At 53.3% G+C, this 16,308-nt stretch carries 15 protein-coding genes; 5 read left to right on the top strand and 10 right to left on the bottom strand.

The features are described from left to right. Positions 1 to 82 precede the first annotated feature (82 nt). Positions 83 to 1,588 (bottom strand): Asp-tRNA(Asn)/Glu-tRNA(Gln) amidotransferase subunit GatB, encoded by a 1,506-nt coding sequence (gatB, locus tag GP475_RS05095; protein WP_187975550.1) that lies wholly within the window; start codon positions 1,586 to 1,588, stop codon positions 83 to 85. Between the two features lie 44 nt (positions 1,589 to 1,632). On the opposite strand from gatB, the gene GP475_RS05090 reads away from it, so the two are divergent. Continuing rightward, complete coding sequence (locus tag GP475_RS05090) at positions 1,633 to 2,703, top strand: PrpF domain-containing protein (RefSeq protein ID WP_187975549.1); 1,071 nt, start codon at positions 1,633 to 1,635, stop codon at positions 2,701 to 2,703. Here the strand turns inward: GP475_RS05090 and GP475_RS05085 are convergent. From GP475_RS05085 to GP475_RS05075, 3 genes are read right to left on the bottom strand one after another with little or no spacing between them, the layout of a single operon-like run. Then, positions 2,688 to 3,680 (bottom strand): bile acid:sodium symporter family protein, encoded by a 993-nt coding sequence (locus GP475_RS05085; RefSeq protein WP_187975548.1) that lies wholly within the window; start codon positions 3,678 to 3,680, stop codon positions 2,688 to 2,690. The two genes, GP475_RS05090 and GP475_RS05085, sit on opposite strands and share 16 nt — an antisense overlap. Positions 3,681 to 3,739: 59 nt before the next feature. Beyond that, on the bottom strand, positions 3,740 to 4,771 hold the full coding sequence (locus GP475_RS05080) for a 6-phosphofructokinase (RefSeq protein ID WP_187975547.1): 1,032 nt from the start codon (positions 4,769 to 4,771) through the stop codon (positions 3,740 to 3,742). 48 nt (positions 4,772 to 4,819) lie between these two features. Next, on the bottom strand, positions 4,820 to 6,247 hold the full coding sequence (locus GP475_RS05075; RefSeq protein ID WP_187975546.1) for a DHA2 family efflux MFS transporter permease subunit: 1,428 nt from the start codon (positions 6,245 to 6,247) through the stop codon (positions 4,820 to 4,822). Between the two features lie 73 nt (positions 6,248 to 6,320). Between GP475_RS05075 and GP475_RS05070 the strand changes: the two genes are divergently transcribed. After that, positions 6,321 to 6,644, top strand: coding sequence for a hypothetical protein (locus GP475_RS05070; protein ID WP_187975545.1), 324 nt, complete (start codon positions 6,321 to 6,323; stop codon positions 6,642 to 6,644). A gap of 49 nt (positions 6,645 to 6,693) precedes the next feature. Here GP475_RS05070 and GP475_RS05065 read toward each other — a convergent pair whose 3' ends face one another. The 3 genes from GP475_RS05065 to gatC all read right to left on the bottom strand — a co-directional run bounded on the left by GP475_RS05065 (position 6,694) and on the right by gatC (position 9,513). Next, positions 6,694 to 7,545 (bottom strand): siderophore-interacting protein, encoded by an 852-nt coding sequence (locus GP475_RS05065; RefSeq protein ID WP_187975544.1) that lies wholly within the window; start codon positions 7,543 to 7,545, stop codon positions 6,694 to 6,696. 151 nt (positions 7,546 to 7,696) lie between these two features. After that, the gene (gene gatA / locus GP475_RS05060; protein ID WP_187975543.1) at positions 7,697 to 9,208 is read right to left on the bottom strand and encodes an Asp-tRNA(Asn)/Glu-tRNA(Gln) amidotransferase subunit GatA; all 1,512 of its coding nucleotides are present in this window, start codon (positions 9,206 to 9,208) and stop codon (positions 7,697 to 7,699) included. A gap of 2 nt (positions 9,209 to 9,210) precedes the next feature. Beyond that, positions 9,211 to 9,513, bottom strand: a complete 303-nt coding sequence (gene gatC / locus GP475_RS05055; RefSeq protein ID WP_187975542.1) for an Asp-tRNA(Asn)/Glu-tRNA(Gln) amidotransferase subunit GatC — start codon at positions 9,511 to 9,513, stop codon at positions 9,211 to 9,213. A gap of 194 nt (positions 9,514 to 9,707) precedes the next feature. On the opposite strand from gatC, the gene GP475_RS05050 reads away from it, so the two are divergent. Continuing rightward, positions 9,708 to 10,373, top strand: a complete 666-nt coding sequence (locus tag GP475_RS05050; protein ID WP_187975792.1) for an ACT domain-containing protein — start codon at positions 9,708 to 9,710, stop codon at positions 10,371 to 10,373. A gap of 12 nt (positions 10,374 to 10,385) precedes the next feature. Here the strand turns inward: GP475_RS05050 and ligA are convergent, their stop codons facing one another. After that, positions 10,386 to 12,437, bottom strand: a complete 2,052-nt coding sequence (gene ligA, locus GP475_RS05045; RefSeq protein WP_394367413.1) for an NAD-dependent DNA ligase LigA — start codon at positions 12,435 to 12,437, stop codon at positions 10,386 to 10,388. A gap of 66 nt (positions 12,438 to 12,503) precedes the next feature. On the opposite strand from ligA, the gene GP475_RS05040 reads away from it, so the two are divergent. Continuing rightward, a complete protein-coding gene (locus GP475_RS05040; RefSeq protein ID WP_187975540.1) occupies positions 12,504 to 13,175 on the top strand; it encodes a 3'-5' exonuclease in 672 nt (223 codons plus the stop codon). Here GP475_RS05040 and GP475_RS05035 read toward each other — a convergent pair. Both GP475_RS05035 and mnmA read right to left on the bottom strand, forming a co-directional pair. Further along, on the bottom strand, positions 13,172 to 14,158 hold the full coding sequence (locus GP475_RS05035) for a uroporphyrinogen decarboxylase/cobalamine-independent methonine synthase family protein (RefSeq protein ID WP_187975539.1): 987 nt from the start codon (positions 14,156 to 14,158) through the stop codon (positions 13,172 to 13,174). The genes GP475_RS05040 and GP475_RS05035 overlap by 4 nt on opposite strands. Positions 14,159 to 14,171: 13 nt before the next feature. Next, complete coding sequence (mnmA, locus tag GP475_RS05030; protein WP_187975538.1) at positions 14,172 to 15,260, bottom strand: tRNA 2-thiouridine(34) synthase MnmA; 1,089 nt, start codon at positions 15,258 to 15,260, stop codon at positions 14,172 to 14,174. Between the two features lie 150 nt (positions 15,261 to 15,410). Between mnmA and GP475_RS05025 the strand changes: the two genes are divergently transcribed. Beyond that, complete coding sequence (locus GP475_RS05025) at positions 15,411 to 16,301, top strand: spermidine synthase (RefSeq protein WP_187975537.1); 891 nt, start codon at positions 15,411 to 15,413, stop codon at positions 16,299 to 16,301. Positions 16,302 to 16,308 lie beyond the last annotated feature (7 nt).

Raw genomic sequence — 16,308 nt, 5'->3', positions numbered from 1 at the left:
GGAAGATAAGCAAAAGCAACGAATCCATGCGCTGCGGATTCGTTGCTTCAGGCCGCATTTGGCGTAAATTTTGCCGCCGATCTTAGGCCAATTTTTTAGCGATGAGCTGGTTAACCGTCCGAGGATCAGCCTTCCCCTTAGTGGCCTTCATCACAGCACCCACAATCGCTCCGGTTACCTTCTTATTTCCAGCCCGATACTTCTCCACAATATCCGGGTTCGCAGCCAAAGCTTCATCTACCGCCGCTTCAATAGCGCTGTCATCGCGGACTACTTCAAGTCCACGGGCTTTCACCACCTCATCGACGTCTCCCTCACCAGCTAACACACCGTCTACTGCTTGACGAGCCAATTTCGTGGTGAGCCGACCCTCTTTCACCAAGTGAATAATCCGCGCTACTTGGCTGGGAGTGATCGCTAGTTCTTCGAGTTCTACCCCTTGTTGATTAGCCTGACCAGCCAGATAGGATACCCACCAAGCCCTGGCTTCATCAGCGGTAGCCCCTTGTTCGGTGGTGGCAATAATCAACTCCAGGGCGCCAGCATTCATCAAATCCCGCATCTCAGCATCGGACAACTTCCATTCTTGCTGAATCCGAGCGCGGCGGACCCACGGTAGCTCGGGAAGACTCGCCCGAATTTCTTCGACCCATTCCGGGGGGGCAATAACCGGCGGCAAATCCGGGTCATTGAAATAGCGATAGTCTTCTGCGGTTTCCTTCGGTCGTCCTTTTGAGGTGGAACCATCGCTTTCCTGATAATGGCGGGTTTCTTGAACAATCGCCTCCCCCCGCTCCAGACATGCGGCTTGACGTTGCATCTCATAGCGCACCGCCTGCTCAACGGATTTCAAGGAATTAATATTCTTTGTTTCCGTTCGCGTGCCATATTCCTCCGTGCCACGCGGCCGTAGAGAAACATTGGCGTCTACTCGCATAGAACCTTGATCCATCCGGGCATCGGAAACGCCAAGAGACTTCACCAAATCTCGCAGAGCACCGACATATGCCCGAGCTACTTCCGGTGCCCGCTCCCTAGCTCCTTCAATTGGCTTGGTAACGATCTCAATCAAGGGAATACCGGCCCGGTTACAATCCACCAGCGAGCTGGTTGCCCCACTGATTCTTCCGGTAGCTCCCCCAATATGAGTCAGTTTCCCGGTGTCTTCTTCCATGTGGGCGCGTTCAATATCGACCTGCCATTTCGTCCCATCAGGAAGCACTACATCAAGATATCCATTGCTTGCGATGGGCTCATCATATTGAGAGATCTGGTAATTCTTGGGCTGATCCGGATAGAAATAATTCTTCCGCGCGAAACGAGAGAACTCAGCGATGTCACAATTTAGGGCCAAACCGATTTTAATGGCCCACTCCACGCCTTTCGCATTAACTACGGGCAAAGCACCAGGTAGCCCCAAGGAAACTGGATCAACGTTCTCATTGGCGGCAGCGCCGAAGTGCGCCGAGCTGGCAGAAAACATCTTTGTTTCCGTTGCTAGCTCCACGTGGACTTCTAACCCCATAACAGGGTCATACTTTTCCAGCACCTCGTCATAGTCCATCAGGTCATACATCGCAGAAGTCATGAGGGCTAGTCTACTTCCTTTCTCTTGTCGCCTAACCTGGGGCCATGAACTCTCCACTTCCTCACAGTCTGAAGCTTTCCATCCTCAGGGGCGGCACCTCGCGAGCGCTCTTTCTTCGTCTTCGCGACCTCCCACACAGCCAGCCGCGTCGCGATGAACTGTGCCTGCGTCTTATCGGGTCACCAGATCCCATAGCAAGTGACGGTCTCGGCGGTGGTGTCTCATCCAACTCCAAAGTCATGTTTGTGGGTACCCCTACAGAAGCCCACGAGGCTTTTCCGGACCTTGTCCTTCAGCAGGAAACAGATGTTGTCAGCTATTTTGCCCAAGTATCCCCCACGGAAAACACCGTGGATTGGGGCGGAAATTGTGGCAATATTTCGTCGGCGATCAGCGCTTACGCTCTAGCTGAGGGGCTGATCACCTTCCCCCACAGTTCGACGTCCGCAAGCTGCCGGGTATATAACATCAACACCCACAGCTACCTGGAGTTGCATCACCCAGTAGAACAAGGCACTTTCCCTCGTCACGGTGATTTTCAACTAGATGGAGTCCCTGGAACTGCCCCAAGAGTTGATCTTCGTTTCCTTGCTCCTCGGCAAGAAGTTATCCACACCGCTATTGATGGATTGACGACCACGCTGATCAATGTCACCAATCCTATTGCTATTTTCCGGGCGCACGATGTGGGTATGGATATAGATGCTTCTCCGCACCAGCTCAACAGTGATAAGTCCTTATTATCCACACTGGAAAACTTGCGTCGCACGGCTGGCAAACTGATGGGTTTGGAACCTTCGGCTGTCATTCCGCGGGTTGCTATCGTCGAACCTTATTCTTCCCCGTCCTACCCCGAGGGCTGCCTTAAGGCTCGGATGACTTCCCTGGGGGTTGTCCATCATGCGATACCGGGCACCGGTCTATTGGCACTGGCTGCGGCACGGGCCTTGGGTTCACCGGTAATTGATCTGCCGCCCGCGGAACACACAACTGTCCTTCATCCCAAGGGGAAAGCGAAGGTCAGTGCGAACGTGCAGGATGGGGTTGTTTCTTGGGTTGCCTTAGCGCGCAGTGCCCGGCTCATTATGAGCGGCACCGTCTATCTTTCATGCTGAGAGGCGTTATCAATCTTGCGGCATAGCGCCGCGAGGAGAGCACCCGAGAGATTGTGCCAGACTGAAAAAATTGCCCCAGGAAGAGCGGATAGAGGACTCATATATTGGCTGGCTAACCCAGCTGCAAGACCGGAGTTTTGCATACCCACTTCAATAGACATGGTTCGACGTACCGAAACAGGTTGCTTTGTGAGCAGACCACAAAGGTAGCCCAGGCCATAGCCTAAAAGATTGTGCAGGATCACAGCGAGAGCCACGATGAGACCAGCACGAAGAATATTGTCTCGGGCGCCTGCTACCACTACGGAGACAATCATGGCAATGGCAACCACCGAAATCCACGGTAGAAAAGGAAGGATGCGATCAATCATCCGAGGGATGAAGGTGCGGAGTACTAGTCCGGCGATCACCGGGATTAAGACCACTTGAACAATAGAAAGTGCCATGGCAGTGCCATTAAGAGGCATGTATTGACCAGCCAACCAGAGGGTGAGGAAGGGAGTGAGAATGGGGGCGAGCAGGGTGGAAATTGAGGTCATGGTAACTGACAAAGCAACATCACCACGCGCTAGGTAGCTCACCACATTGGAGCTTGTTCCTCCTGGTGCACAACCAACCAAGATGACTCCAGCGGCGATATCAGCGGGAAGTCGCAGAATCCAGACCACGATGAGCGCGGCGGTAGGCATGAGAATATATTGGGCGACCACCCCGAGGATGACGGGGAAGGGGCGACGAAAAACAAGCGCGAAGTCCACGGGTTTGAGGCTTAATCCCATTCCGAACATGACGATTCCGAGGAGTGGGTTAACGAGACTGGCCCCCTGTTTGACCTCCGAGGAAAAGAAGAATCCGAGGAGGCCACCTAGGATGACGAGGAGCGGGAAACCAAGTGATGCGATATATGCGGCTCGTTCCTCACGGGGTGAGGCAGCAGTGGACGATGTGGCGTTAACATGACAATCCGAGTGTTCCATAGAGTGATATTGTAATTCCACAGAATGAACACCCGGCAGCTGGGTATATGGATAGCTTTTTACCCAAACATTGCTTTAGCTGTGACGTACCGCCCATGCGGCACCGCTTTCAGCGTGCCAACAGCTTCATTGAGATCAATTAACTCAATATGCTCCCCATGAAGAGCGACACATTTCCCAAAGTCACCGGAATGACAAGCACGAGCAGCATGGACTCCATATCGGGTTGCTAAGACGCGATCAAAAGCGGTAGGGGTACCGCCACGCTGAATATGTCCAAGGACAGTAGTGCGGACGTCGTGCCCCAACCGATTGTGAATTTCATCGGCTATTTGCTGACCAATCCCGGTAAACGTCTTATGCCCGAATTGGTCAATTTCACCCTCACGCATCTCCATGGTGCCTTCCTTTGGTAGAGCACCCTCAGCGACACAAATGATGCCGTACTTCTCTCCCATCTGGAATCGACGTTCCATGGCTTTGCAAATTTCAGCAATATCGAATGGCTCTTCTGGAATAACTGTGTAGTGAGCCCCGCCCGCCATTCCAGCATGAAGCGCAATCCACCCAACGTGGCGCCCCATTACTTCCACAATCATCACTCGATTATGAGACTCAGCCGTAGTGTGGAGCCGGTCAATAGCATCCGTTGCTACCGACACAGCAGTATCAAAACCGAAGGTAAAATCCGTACCATTAACGTCATTGTCAATGGTTTTGGGCACCCCCACCACGGGTATTCCATTATCAGATAACCATTTTGCGCCCTTGAGGGTCCCTTCCCCACCAATCGGGATAAGAGCGTCAATGCCGGCGTCTTCTAAATTGGCGCGGATCTGATCTAAGCCGGCTTTAAACCGATCAGGATGAAGGCGACCGGTACCTAATATTGTGCCGCCCCGAAGCAGGATTCGGTCAATATTTTCATCATCATAAAGCTGACTCCGCTTATCTTCCATTAAGCCGACCCAACCATCTTGGTAACCAACAACTGTGGAGTTAAACTCCGCGCTACAGGTACGCACGATACCGCGGATAACTGCGTTCAAACCGGGGCAATCACCACCGGAGGTCAGAGTAGCAATTCGCATGCAACCTAGTTTAGTCATCCATGCGGGATTCTGCCCGAATCTGTCCGATTATTCGGAAATTTTATCCGCTTCGAAGAAAGATACGGCGATAAACCCACAGGCAAGCGCCGCAGCCGGCAATAGCAGAGCTATACCGGCAGATCCGGAAACCCCACTTTGATGGGCGAAAGCCATCTGCATCGCCGCTCCTACTGCCGCCGAACCTAGGACTGATCCGGTTTGACGAGTGGTGTTATATACCCCTGAGGCGGCACCCATAAACCGAGGATTCATCGTTCTCATAGCTGCAGCGGAGTTTGGGGACCACGAAAAACAGGTTCCGACCCCCATGAGACACACCCCAGCAAGAAACCACCACAGACCTGCGTCGCGCAAAATAGAGATTCCGATCCACGCTAAGGAAAAGGCAGTGAGCCCGAAACCCACCATGGAGAGGTTGCGCGGGTGACAATGATCAGAAAGTCGCCCGACGATGGGAGAACCAATAACGGTAATAGCCGCCATCGGCGCCATGACTAATCCAGATTTCTGCGGTGTGAAACCCAAGCCATCTTGAAGATGAAACATAATCGGAAGCATCATCGACGCAACGGTAAAACCCATAGTGGAGATGGAAAATGACGCAATGGAGAAATTGCGGTTGTGGAATATCTCCAAGGGCACCAGGGCCTCGGTTCCACGGCTCGATGCAGTTTGTTGAAGGCGAATAAACCAGACCACTCCACCAAGACCGATGATGATCATGACAACCAAACGGATCGACCAACCCATCTGTGGCCCGTTCAAAATGGAGTACACAATTAATGACATGGCGCACAGGGAAACCACAACACTAGGGATGTCGATGGTTCGAGCATGTCGGGGCATGGTGGGGACCCAAAGCGTGACCATGATGAGGGACAACACCCCGAGCGGGATGTTGATAAAAAAGATCCATTCCCAGCCCGGGCCTCCCACGAGAACCCCACCGAGTAGCGGTGAAACCACTCCGGCTAAACCGCCGACCGCTCCCCATAGGCCTAGAGCCGCACCGCGCCGGGAGGGCGCAAAAATCCTGTTGATCACGCTCATTGTTTGCGGAATGAGAATCGCTGCACCGATTCCTTGCACCCCTCGCGCGATGACGAGAGTTTCAACATGATTGGCAAAACCACACGCTGCAGAGGAAAGGACGAAGATACTCATTCCGATGCGGTAGAGGTTTCGCTGACCATAGCGATCCCCTAAGCGGCCGGTGAATAATAACGGCACCACAATACAGAGCAGGTAGATGGAGGTAATCCAAAATACTTGGTTGATCGATGCTTGGAAATCAGCCTCTATCTTGGGGGTGGCCACCGCCACGATGGTCTGATCCAGCAGAATCATAAAAAACCCGATACACAAAGCGATTAGAGCTCGCCAGGCCTGGGGTTCGGGAAGGACGCAATTATCTGGCGACAAGTGCGATGCTGAGTCAGCGGACTTGGACGTCATTATTTTAGTATAAAACTCCTCGGATTGCAGATACTCTCTTCGCTCGTGAGGAAAAGAGAGTAAAAATTAGAGCATGTCAAATATTGAGTTGAAAAAGGCAGAAGATGTCAACACTGCGGCGGTCGTCACTACGGGGCTTATTGGCGGCTGGCTCACCGCCCGAGAAACCGGAATCCGCCCCCTCGGTGGAGCATTGTTAGCTGCAGCAGGTGCATGGTCGGCTCGTTCCTGGGCACGTAAGACTTCTATCCCCACTACGGTGCTGTTGAGTGGCTTATACGTCGCCGGTTTTGGCTTATCTCATCCGCTAGCTAAGAAGATCGGTTCGTGGCCCGCCGTCCTTAGCGTCACCGCAGTTTCAGCTGGAGCTGCTTGGGCTTTCTCGGATCGACTCTAATCCCCTCCACCGTCCACGCCTCCGCGCCCAGGTTAGGTGACTGAACCTTTTATCGTTCGTGACGGAGGCGCTCTTCTTCAGCCTCGTTTTCGGCGTTGAACTCTCGTTTCGAAGACTGCCATTGATCCTCGGTCATCCCCAGCCGCCAATAACCGGAAATGGACACATCGTCCCGCGCTAGTTCACGCTCCACAAAAAGGTAGCGACGCACCTCTCGAATCATCTCCGCAACACCATGGACAAACCACGTGGTGCGAATGTCAGGAACAACTAGCTGGCGAACAGCTTTACTTAATTCCGTACCGGCTACGGCGCCATGACGATGCACCCACTGAACTTCTACGCCCTCAACATCGCAGAGCTGAAACTCCGCATTCTGATCGGCAACCTCGATGAGCACTTGCGAGGTCATCCCCGGTGGTAGCTTTTCTAATGCATGAGCGATAGCTGGAGCTGAGGTCTCATCACCAATAAACACTGAATGTTGGTAGCTCTGGTCCGGGTGCCATGCTCCACCTGGACCAAGGTAGGCAAATACATCACCGGGGCTGGCTTGCGCAGCCCACGGCGCTGCTAAGCCGTGATCCCCATGAAGGACAAAATCTATATCCATTTTTCCCGTTTCGGGATCAATTGTCCTTAAGGTGTAGGTCCGAGTAACCGGCCACATCTCCCGTGGTTTCTCGGCTCGAATCTGAGCTAGGTCGAAAGGCCAGGAATAGTCTGCTTCTGGCGGAAGAAAGAGAAGCTTGATGTAGTGGTCTGTATGCGGAAGCTCAGCTCCGATAAGTGCGTCACTGTGACATCGCAGACGGATGAGATGAGGGGAAATACGGGTGGTGGACTCGATGCGGGCTTCTTTAGCATTCAGTTTTGCCCGCTTAGACCTCGGCGTTGGCATAGAAAACCTCCCGGAAAATTCAGTTCCCAGCGAAGGGGCACGCTCTTTGTTGATCTTTCAACTCAGGCTAGCATAACCGATCTTTATTCCGGAAGGAATAGTGGTGGCGAAAAATTCATCCCTCTTGCTGGGGCCAATTTTCTGCCCTAATCTATTGACGACCTACTTCGAAGGCAGCGCCTACTCGATAGAGACGATCATCCTGGAACGCAGGCGCCATGATCTGCAGTCCAGTCGGCAAACCAGTGTCTGCGGCTAATCCCGAAGGTACTGACATGCCACAGAGTCCCGCCAAGTTCAGCGGCAGGGTGCACAGGTCAAAGTTATACATTTCCAAGGGGTCGGAAACTTTTTCACCCAGCTTAAAGGCTGTCGTCGGAGTGGTCGGGGAAACCAAGACATCAACCTGCTCAAAAGCCCGAGCAAAGTCGCGGGCAATTAATGTACGCACACGCTGGGCCTGCAAATAGTAGGCATCATAATATCCCACCGATAAAGCGTACGTACCTAGGATGATCCGTCGTTTCACCTCTGGGCCAAAACCCTCTGCTCGGCTTAGGGACATCACTTGTTCCGCGGAATGACGTCCGTCGTCTCCTACTCGACACCCATAACGCATACCATCAAACCGAGCCAGGTTACTGGATACCTCACAGGGCAAGATCAAATAGTAGGCAGCTAGGGCATCATCAAAGTGCGGACAATCGACTTCGATGACCTCTGCTCCTTGAGCTGTCAGTTGGGCTACCGCTTGATGGAAGGCGTCAAGCACTCCCGGCTGATACCCTTCGCGATCAAATTGACGAACCACCCCCACTTTCAAACCTCGGAGATCACCCTCAGCGCCTTCTTTCGCAGCCTCAATTACTGGCGCAATCGGAGCAACTGATTCATCCACGCTGGTCGCATCAAAAGGATCATGCCCAGCAATAACGCTATGCAATAAAGCAGTATCTAAAACTGATCGGGCGCAAGGTCCACCTTGATCCAAAGAGGATGCACAAGCAATAAGGCCATAACGAGACACCGTTCCATAGGTGGGTTTTACCCCCACCGTATTCGTTAACGCTGCTGGTTGCCGGATTGATCCGCCTGTATCCGTACCAATGGCCAGAGGCGCTTGACCCGAGGCTAGAGCTGCAGCCGAGCCACCACCGGAACCACCTGCCGTGCGCTCAACGTCATAAGGATTATGGGTAGGCCCATAGGCAGAGTTCTCGGTTGAGGACCCCATTGCAAATTCATCTAAATTGGTTTTCCCCAAAATCGGAATGCCAGCCTCGCGGAGCTTCTTCGTCACGGTGGCATCATAGGGGCTCATATACCCTTCAAGAATCTTCGACGCCGCGGTAGTGGGAGCATCCGTGGTGGTAAACACGTCTTTCAGGGCAAGCGGAACACCAGCTAAAGGTGATGCCGGCTGCTCTCCCCGGGCTAATGCTTCATCCACGGAATCAGCAGCTGATAACGCCGCCTCAGCACCTACATGCAGGAAAGAATGCAAAACGTCATCAGTGTCTGCGATACGGTCCAAATGAGCTTGGGTGACTTCTCGTGAACTGACTTCCCCACCGTGAATGCGTCGAGCCAACTCCGCTGCGCTGAGCGTGGTCAACTCAGAACTAGAGCTATCAACAATGTAGTTGTTCTGTGATTGACTCATTTTTATTCACCCTCCCCATCTAGGATCCGAGGTACCACAAACCGTTGTTCCTGCACCTCGGGAGCCTGATCCAAGGCCTGCTCAGCAGTGAGAGTTTTGGTCACTACGTCTTCTCGCATAGTGGTACGGATGTTATGGGGATGACTCATCGGTTCCACTCCAGCCGCATCTACCTGCTGAACTGCTTTGACATGGTCAATGATGTCATCGATCTGTCCCGCAAATTGGGCGAGCTCCTCTTCCGAGAGCGCCAAGCGAGAGAGTTTCGCGAGGTGTGCTACCTCATCACGCGAGATCTCAGCCACAAGTCCTTCTTCCTCAAGTTCAGATCAAAAAGTCGCTGTGCGCCATCCTACTGCACCCGATTTAGCAAACCCCACTGCCCTAGCGGGGATAAACACGGTAGCATCTAACGCGTCAGCGAACAGAAGCTATAAGGTGGGTGGAAATCGTCCCCCAGACGCGATACCCACTGGTTGAGGAATCTGCCGTGTCCAATATGTCTTTTTTGATTCGAGTCCAATTGCCCGATAGCCCCGGCGCGCTGGGCCAACTGGCTGATGCGTTCGGACTAGTAGATGGCAATATCCAATCCGTTGACGTGGTAGAACAAGATCCACAAGGAATCGTAGTGGACGATATCGTCATCACGTTGCCGAAAGATTCAATGGCCGACGTCTTAATCACCGCTGCTCAAACAGTTGAAGGGGTGGAAGTCGATTCCATTCGACCTTTTACCGGGACTGTTGATCGCCGTGGCCAAATCCGGATGCTCCATGACATGACCGCACATCGCAGAAACCTTTCGGCTGCTATGGCCGAATTAGTTCGGGTGCTTCCGAAGTCCATGACCGCTAGTTGGGCGATCGTGCTGTGCTCCGATATTCCTATCACGCGAGTGGCTGCCTCCCAAGCAGCCCCAGAAGATGACGGATCAACTCCTACGCATATTAATGTGACCGAAGCTAGAGTTTTGCAACCAGAGCACGAAGACTGGATCCCGGAGTCGTGGTCCCTCTTAGACTCTGCCCTCGCTGCAGCCCCGCTACAAGGAACCGGGATGGTTCTGGTGATCGGGAGAACAGGCGGGCCAGATTTCCTCTCCAGCGAGGTAGATCACCTTGGTCATCTTGGCACTATCATTGGCGCCATCCTCAGCTCCTAGACCACTGCCCTCTTAATCTAACCCTGCTGGTCCCTGATCCAGCAGGATGTGAAATCGCTCCTCGCGGAGGATTCGGATCCCTAAATCCCTGGCTTTAGTTTCCTTAGCACCAGCATTAGCGCCGACCACGACGAAATCTGTTTTCTTTGAGACGCTGCCTGCGGCTTTGCCTCCACGAGAGATAATCGCTTCTTTGGCGCTGTCCCGACTAAAATCGTCCAGGCTACCGGTAACAACCACCGTGATTCCTTCTAGTACTTGGGCTGGCGCCCCAGTCCGATCCTCGGTCATTGTCACCCCAGCGTGTTCCCAGCGTCGGACTAATTCCTGGTGCCATTCCACCTCAAACCACTCGGCGATGCTTTTGGCAATGGTCTCCCCCACGCCCTCAGTCTCGGCCATATCGGCTACTGTTGCCTCACGGATCGCTGACATGGATCCATAGCGCTGAGCCAGCGCCCGTGCAGCTGTTGGACCAACATGCCGAATAGAAAGAGCTACGAGAACTCGCCATAAGTCGGTCGTCTTTGCTTTCCTTAGGTGGTCAAGCAGTTTCTTACCAGCAGCGTTTATCCCTCCCCGGCTGGTGGTGTAGACCGATGAGCTCGAGAGATCATCTTCAGTAAGGTCAAAAAGCTCAGATTCATCCTTAAGGATTCCGCGTCGGATTAAGTCCAGAGCTCCTTTGCTGCCTAGGGCTTCAATGTCAAAAACCCCTCGACCAGCTAGTGATTCCAAGCGGCTTGATAACTGCGCCGGACAAGAACGGGTATTAGGGCAACGCCAATCCGCATCCCCCGCCTTTTGAGGGGCAAGCCGAGTCCCGCACGAAGGGCACAGTGTGGGAAAGACGAAAGGCCGCTCAGACCCATCACGTTTATCCGCCACTGGGCCAAGAACCTCAGGAATAACCTCACCTGCTTTTCGGATAACTACTTCATCACCAATCAGCACCCCCTTGCGTCGAACCTCCGTCTGATTATGAAGTGTCGCTTTTTCCACCAATGAGCCAGCTACCTGAACCGGCTTCATCACAGCAAAGGGAGTAATACGCCCGGTTCTTCCCACCCCCACCTGAATGTCTAACAAGGTAGTTCGCACTTCCTCGGGGGGATATTTAAAAGCCACCGCCCATCGAGGTGCACGACTGGTGTTTCCTAGTGTTCGTTGCGCAGCGCGAGAATCCACCTTGATGACAACTCCATCCATTTCGTGGAGTGCGTCATGGCGGTGATCCGCCCAATAACGGACTCGCTCGATGACTGCGTCGGCGCTATCAACCACCTGGTTGTAGGGGGATACTGGCAAACCCCAGGATACTAAGGCCTGGTACACATCCTCTTGTTCCTCCGGAGAAAACCCTTCACTGGCGCCGAGTCCGTGGCAGATCATTCTGAGGCGACGCGCTTTCACTGCCGCGGTATCTTTTTGACGCAATGATCCGGCGGCTGCGTTACGAGGATTAGCAAACGGCTTTCCCCCCGCCTTTTGCCTTAATTCATTGACTGCCGAGAAATCTTCGACGGCAATAAACACCTCGCCGCGGACCTCAAGAAGCTCCGGGACGGGGAAAGGAGAATCAACGGATAATCGATGCGGAATGTCCTCAATGACCCGTGCATTTTCGGTGATGTCCTCCCCAACATGACCATCACCCCTGGTTGCTGCCTGAACCAGCTTGCCTTCGCGATAGATCAAGTTGATGGAGAGACCATCAATTTTTAGCTCGGTAACGTAGCGCTGAGCCGGCACTTTCGCAAGCCAGTCCCGCAACTCAGCTTCATCAAAAACATTATCGAGACTAAGCATCGCAGACGGGTGCTCAACGTTCGCGAAACTCGACCCAGCGCGAGCGGGAGCACCAATCTCCGCGGTTGGGCTATCGGGAACCGCTAATTCCGGATGGGATTCTTCTAACTGTTGAAGCCCTAAAAATAACGCGTCGAACTCGGCGTCACTAATCTCTGGTTCCTGGTTATAGTACAGGTCACGATGCCGTCGAACCTCTGCCGCCAGATGGTCCCACTCACGCCGAAGATCAGTGTCTTTTTGTTCTTGACTCACGCGGCTGATTCTATCCTCCACCCCGGACATCCGCTCATGTCCGGGTCACTCAGTAAAGTGACTGCCATGAACCATTTCGACGCCTCCCGGATGCTGTCTTTTGATTTGGAGACCACTGGCACTAACCCCCACGCTGCCAGAATCGTTACTTCTTCCCTGATCCGGATTGAGGGATCGCAGGTCAATACCAAAGAGCTCCTTGCTGATCCCGGCGTAGATATCCCAGACGAGGCAACCGCAGTACACGGAATCACTACAGCTTATGCCCAAGAACATGGCCAACCCCACGAGGAGGTCCTTGCGGAAACCATCCGCCTCCTACGCTATGCCTGGCAGGAAGACATGGCAGTTATTGTCTTTAATGCCCCCTATGACCTGACCGTACTTCGCTCCTTAGAGCCGTCTTTCACCGTCGATGGTCCAGTTTTTGATCCTTTGCTTATTGACCGCTGCTTGGACCGCTACCGAAAAGGTAAACGAACACTGTCTGCCCTGTGTGAGCATTACCAAATCCACTTAGACAATGCCCATAACTCTTCGGCTGATGCCCTAGCTGCTGCCCGGATTGCTTGGCGCCAAGTTCATAACTGGCCAAAACTCAAAGAATTCAGCTTTGAGGAGCTAATGGAATACCAGGCTGTTCAATACTATGAAATTCAATCTGAGTTCAGAGCTTGGCGTGAATCCAAAGGCCAGGATAGTTCCACCATTTCTCTCTCCTGGCCAGTAGAGGGCTAGAGATTTCCGGCATCGCTATGAAGAATATCGGCCGTCTGAGCAACAGTACGTAGTTGCTGGGCAAAAGCTAATTCCTCAAGAACCGCAGAATCCGTTGAGCTATCGACCATGCGAAGAAAACCCTGTTTTGCCCATAGCGTAGGAGCGAACCCCACGGTCGTTGATAATCGAATAATTTCTTTTGCTAGATCCTTAGGTTGTTTGCCCGTTGGATCAACAGCCACGCTGGGGGTCACGTGGCAGTTGAGAAGTTCCCCCAGCCCGTCAAGATCACTGTGATGACGAATAGCGGCGAAGTCAAAATCCACCACTCTCGCGCCACTGAAGCGAGCAATGTCCCAGCAGATGGGGGAATGAGAAAAACTTAAGATCCGGGTGCCGCCGCGTTCGTTGTGGCACAGTTCAGCCAGGTAGTCCGCGAGGTCTTCAGCGGAGCGTTCGGGAATGAGATCGAAGTCGGTAGGTCCCGGGATTAGTCCGTGTTGGATCCGGTACAGATCTGGCTCCACAAGCACAAGGTGGGGAGAGGTTCCGAAGCGTTGCGCGATGTTGTCGTGGACTTGTTCTAGTGATGCCACATAGATGTCATGAAGGGCAGCTAAGAATCCTTGATCTTCAAGAGCGCGCCGGCCAGCGCTGTGTTCTATTCGGGTACTGAACGTCCACGGCCCGAGCAGAGGAATAACCAACCCGTTGAGGTCAGTACCCCACTGTTCCTCAAGGAAGTCAAGTTTCCGTTCCCAAGAGTCTGCGATGACGTGGCTCATAGAACGTGGGCGAGAAGTTAGTTGCCAGCACCGGGGACCTCGATCAATATAGATGCCGTCGAGGAGTGCAGCGGTATGAGCTACGCTATCGCCGGTTATTCCCTCCTGCAGCAAAATGGGCACGGTCCGAAGGTCACCGGTTTCTCCAGCAATAATATCGGCAATAGTGCGGAAGGGTGGGCCCTTCACCGATGGGGCAGCATACGCTTGAGCCATGCAAAAACTCCTCTTATTTGGTCGTTTCGCAAATGGTTCCAGACCCTAACACCACGTCTCCTAAACCGTCGGGCATGGGAAGGTACAGTACTGCGGCTTGTCCCCGGGCAACCCCGCTCAGTGGTTCTTGAAGTTCTAGCTCCATCCAATCCTCGGAGCGGTGAATATGTGCTCGGCATGCTGCGACCGAACCGTGTGCTCGAACCTGCACCTGGCAATCAATATCTCCCACCATTTTCGGATGTAGGAATTTCAAGCGATCAGCTTTGATTCGGCTCACTGCTAAGGCCTCTCGCGGCCCCACTGTCACTGTTCCGGTGCGGGCGTCGATATCAGTGACATACCTCGGCTTTCCATCATCGGCGGGGGTTTTGATGTCTAACCCTTTACGCTGTCCTATGGTGTACTGAAAAGCTCCGTCGTGCTGGCGTAGTTCTTGACCTTGTTGATCAACAATCATGCCGGGACGAAGCCCGATGGTGCGCCCAAGAAAGGCTTGAGTGTTGCCGTCGGGGATAAAACAAATGTCATAGGAATCCGGTTTCGATGCAGTGGAAAAACCATACTGAGCTGCTTCTTCGCGGATCTGGGGTTTGGGGGTATCCCCCACCGGGAAAAGACAGTGCTGCAGTTCTTTACTGCTTAAAACCCCAAGAACATAGGACTGATCTTTTTTCTCGTCTGGGGATCTACGCAGATAACCATCCTCATCCACCGTGGCGTAATGCCCCGTAGCTACGGCGTCAAAACCCAACGCCAGGGCACGCTCTAAAAGAGCAGCGAATTTTATTTTTTCATTGCACCGTAGACAAGGATTGGGGGTTTCACCGCGCGCATAGGAGTCGATGAAATCTTCAATCACTTCCTCGTGGAAACGGTCGGAAAAATCCCATACATAAAAGGGGATTCCTAACTTATCGCAGACTCGACGCGCGTCCGCTGAGTCTTCCAGGGAGCAGCATCCCCGCGCGGATTCTCTGACCGCTTGGGGATCTCGAGAAAGGGCTAGATGGACTCCCACCACATCATGCCCAGCCGCGACTGCGCGCGCTGCGGCTACCGAAGAATCGACTCCGCCGCTCATCGCCGCTAGAACTCGCATCCTTAGTTACTCCCCTTCTTTTTCACCTAGTCCATGCAGAGGACGCTGCTCACTCGTGGACTTTTAAGTCCCTCGGACACTCTATTCACCGCCGTGTCAGTGTAGTCTTTTTCTCTCCCGCTATCATCCCGGCTAGGCTAACTACCTATTATGGCGAGAAAACACTCAGGGCACCGTCAGCGTCGTCGCCACCACACCTCTTCGGCGTCAGGCTCGCCCATCACGGATGTTGCCGGAACCTACCCCATTGATTCGGGGACGTTGGAAGTGGTCCGGGATGACCTTATCTCTCATTCTTGGCTCCTTAAAGTCAATGGCGTACCGTCTTCTCATCTCCACCTTGAGGATCCTTCTTATCTGGATTTCGAATATATGCGGTGGATGGCTTATGCCATGGAGAGCTTTGTCTCTACTTATTTAGACCCCACCACGTTAAGAATTACTCATCTCGGCGGAGCTGGATGCAGCATGGCCCGGTGGTGCGTGGATCGGTGGCCACAATCCCGGAATACCGTAGTTGAGTTCGACGCCCAACTCGCCCAGCTGGTGCGAAGGCTTTTTGATCTGCCTCGATCACCTCACCTCAAGATTCGGGCCGATGAGGCACGAAAGGTTATTACGTCTGCTCGTCCAGCGAGCCGAGACATCATCATCCGAGACGTTTTTGATCATGCGCATACTCCAACACATTTCGTTACCCGAGAATTTGTTTCAGAGGTGTCCCGTAGTCTTTCACCGCAGGGGCTTTATCTAGCAAACTGCGGCGATCATAGTGATCTCCATCTAGCTCGCGATGAAATAGCCACCCTGGCGTCGGTCTTCTCTGAAGTAGCCGTCATCGCTGATCCACCGATGCTAAAAGGTCGACGCTACGGCAATCTTGTCCTTATAGCCTCACATCGTCCCCTTGTCCAGGATCATTCTCCTGCGGCCGCAAAGCTCGGTACGAAACTTCTTGGGGGCGCAGTGCCAGCACACTATGTGTCCTATTCAGCATTACCCCGCCGCCTTCGGGGAGGCTCCGTACGCCGTGATCCCTAAAATCTCC

The sequence above is a fragment of the Corynebacterium poyangense genome (assembly GCF_014522205.1).
GTDB lineage: Bacteria > Actinomycetota > Actinomycetes > Mycobacteriales > Mycobacteriaceae > Corynebacterium > Corynebacterium poyangense.
This window is presented reverse-complemented; position numbering and strand designations above follow the sequence as displayed.